This is a genomic window from Martinezella lusitana, assembly GCF_010668395.1.
Lineage (GTDB): Bacteria > Pseudomonadota > Alphaproteobacteria > Rhizobiales > Rhizobiaceae > Rhizobium > Rhizobium lusitanum_A.
The window spans coordinates 1-1,231 of record NZ_WUEY01000068.1 but is presented as its reverse complement, the minus strand read 5'-3'; the positions used below and the strand labels follow the sequence as shown (position 1 = coordinate 1,231).

Annotated in this window: 1 protein-coding gene; it reads left to right on the top strand. The window is 64.7% G+C overall.

Going from position 1 to position 1,231, the window contains the following annotated elements; genetic code table 11:
* The first annotated feature begins 66 nt into the window (after positions 1-66).
* Entirely contained in the window at positions 67-1,224 is a 1,158-nt protein-coding gene (locus GR212_RS36540) for a Gfo/Idh/MocA family protein (protein ID WP_163995011.1), read from the top strand.
* Positions 1,225-1,231: the final 7 nt, after the last annotated feature.

Below are 1,231 nucleotides of genomic sequence, written 5' to 3'. Positions count from 1 at the left end.
CGTTGACAGCGTTGCTCAGCCATGTCAGTTATGTAACTATATAGTTATTTACGGGAGGAAGAACTCATGGCGACAAGGCCGATCGGCATCATCATGCACGGCATCACCGGCCGCATGGGATATAACCAGCATCTCGTGCGCTCGATCCTGGCGATCCGCGATGCGGGCGGCGTTGTTTTGTCGAACGGCGACCGGCTGATGCCCGAGCCGGTGCTTGTGGGCCGCAATGCCGAGAAGATCGAGGCGATCGCCCGCAGGCACGGCCTGTCGAAGACGACGACCGATCTGGATGCGGCGCTTGCCGATCCCGCCAACACGATCTTCTTCGACGCCGGCTCGACGCAGATGCGCGTCGAGCTTCTGGAGCGGGCGATTGCCGCGGGCAAGCATGTCTATTGCGAGAAGCCGATCTCCGAGACGCTGGAGGAGGCGCTGTCGGTTGCCGCCTCCGCCGAGCGGCGCGGCGTCAAGAACGGCGTGGTGCAGGACAAGCTGTTCCTGCCGGGCCTGCGCAAGATCGCCCTGCTGCGCGACAGCGGCTTCTTCGGCAAGATCCTGTCGGTGCGCGGCGAGTTCGGCTACTGGGTGTTCGAAGGTGACTGGGGCGTGAAGGCGCAGCGTCCGTCGTGGAACTACCGCAAAAAGGACGGCGGCGGCATGATCCTCGATATGCTGCCGCACTGGCGCTATGTGCTCGACAATCTGTTCGGCGAGGTCCGCTCGGTCAGCTGCCTGGGTGCGACGCATATTCCAGGCCGGGTCGACGAGAGCGGCAAGGCCTATGCGGCGGATGCCGACGATGCGGCCTATGCGACGTTCGAGCTCGAAGGCGGTGTCATCGCCCATATCAACTCGTCCTGGGCGGTTCGGGTGCGCCGCGACGATCTGGTCACGTTCCAGGTGGACGGCACGCATGGGTCAGCCGTCTGCGGGCTGATGCGCTGCTTCACGCAGCATCGGGTCAACACGCCGAAGCCGGTGTGGAACCCGGACCAGCCGCAGCCGATCAACTTCCTCGACACCTGGGACGAGGTGCCGGACACGCAGGCGTTCGACAACGGCTTCAAGGCGCAATGGGAGGAGTTCCTGCGCCATGTGGCGGAGGACGCGCCGTGGCGGTACAGCCTGCGCGAGGGCGCCAAGGGCGTGCAGCTGGCCGAGCTGGCGCAGAAGAGCTGGGCAGAACGCCGATGGATCGACGTCCCATCGCTCGCCGCAAGATAAGGAGACG